The sequence below is a fragment of the Mesorhizobium sp. genome (genome assembly GCF_004963255.1).
GTDB lineage: Bacteria > Pseudomonadota > Alphaproteobacteria > Rhizobiales > Rhizobiaceae > Mesorhizobium.
Window position 1 is genome coordinate 1 of the sequence record NZ_SUGA01000091.1, and the last position, 1,200, is coordinate 1,200.

At 68.1% G+C, this 1,200-nt stretch carries 1 protein-coding gene; it reads left to right on the forward strand.

Annotated features, from left to right (window positions below; all coding sequences use genetic code 11):
* Nucleotides 1-1,020, forward strand: a 1,020-nt coding sequence (locus E5X34_RS32545) for an FAD-binding oxidoreductase (RefSeq protein ID WP_292573311.1), incomplete at its 5' end; no start/stop codon positions are given.
* Nucleotides 1,021-1,200 lie beyond the last annotated feature (180 nt).

Sequence of the window (1,200 nt, forward strand, 5' to 3'; positions counted from 1 at the left end):
GGTCTCGACCCCGGCATCGACCTTGCCGCGCGCGGCAGCGCCACCATTGGCGGCATGGTTTCCACCAATGCCGGGGGCATCATGGCGTTTCGCAACGGCACGATGCGCCACCGCGTGCTGGGCCTGGAAGCCGTGCTGCCGGACGGACGGGTGTTTTCCGACCTCACAAGGGTGCTGAAGACCAGCGCCGGCTATGATCTGAAACATCTCTTCATCGGCGCGGAGGGGACGCTTGGCATCGTCACCCGCGTGGCGGTGCGGCTCGATCCGGTCGCCGGCGCCAGTGCCACGGCGCTGGTCGGCGTGCCGGATGCGGCCAGCGCGCAGCGCATCGTGCGGCATTTTCTGGGCTCGACCAGCGCGCGGCTCAGCGCCGCCGAGATCCTGTGGCGCAATTTTGCCTCGCTGATGCAGCGGGCGCTGGGCTACGCGCCCGGGCAGCTGCCGCTCGATGCGCCCTGCCTTCTGGTGCTGGGACTCGGCGCCGACTCGATGGAAGCGGCCAGAGGCGTGCTGGAGGACGGGCTGGCGGCGATCTGGGAAGAGGCCGGCATCCTCGACGGGCTGGTCGCGAGCTCCGAGGCGCAAGCCACCCAGATGTGGCGGCTGCGCGAGGAGACAGAGCACATCGAGTGCGCGCACCCGATGGCGCCCTCCTTCGACGTCTCGGTGCCGGGCGGCGCGCTGGACGCCTATGTGGCGCGCATCGAGGCCGGGCTGAAGCGGATCGACGACGCCTACGCGCCCTATGTCTACGGCCATCTCGCCGACGGCAATCTGCACATCTCCATCAACTGCAACGGCCCGCTTCCGCATGAGCGGCACGCGGCGATCGAGGACGTGCTTTATGAGGGCCTGCGCGAAGCCGGCGGATCGTTCTCGGCCGAGCATGGCGTCGGGCTGGAGAAGCGCGAGGCCTATGAGCGGCATGCCGACCCGGTGAAGCGGGATTTGGCGAAGGCGATCAAGGCGTTGATCGACCCGGGTAATGTGATGAATCCGGGGAAGGTCGTGGGGTGAAGGCTGGCTGGCCTCGGGTTGGCGAGACAGATGACGGAACACGGAACGCGGCGCCGCCCCTTTTCCTCGCCCCACGAATGTGGCCAGGGGCATCTTCCGTGACTGGCGTGACTGATCGGGCCGAAGCTTGATTGCCACGTGGTTCCCCCAATCCGTCGCTGCTTCGCAGCGCCACCTTTC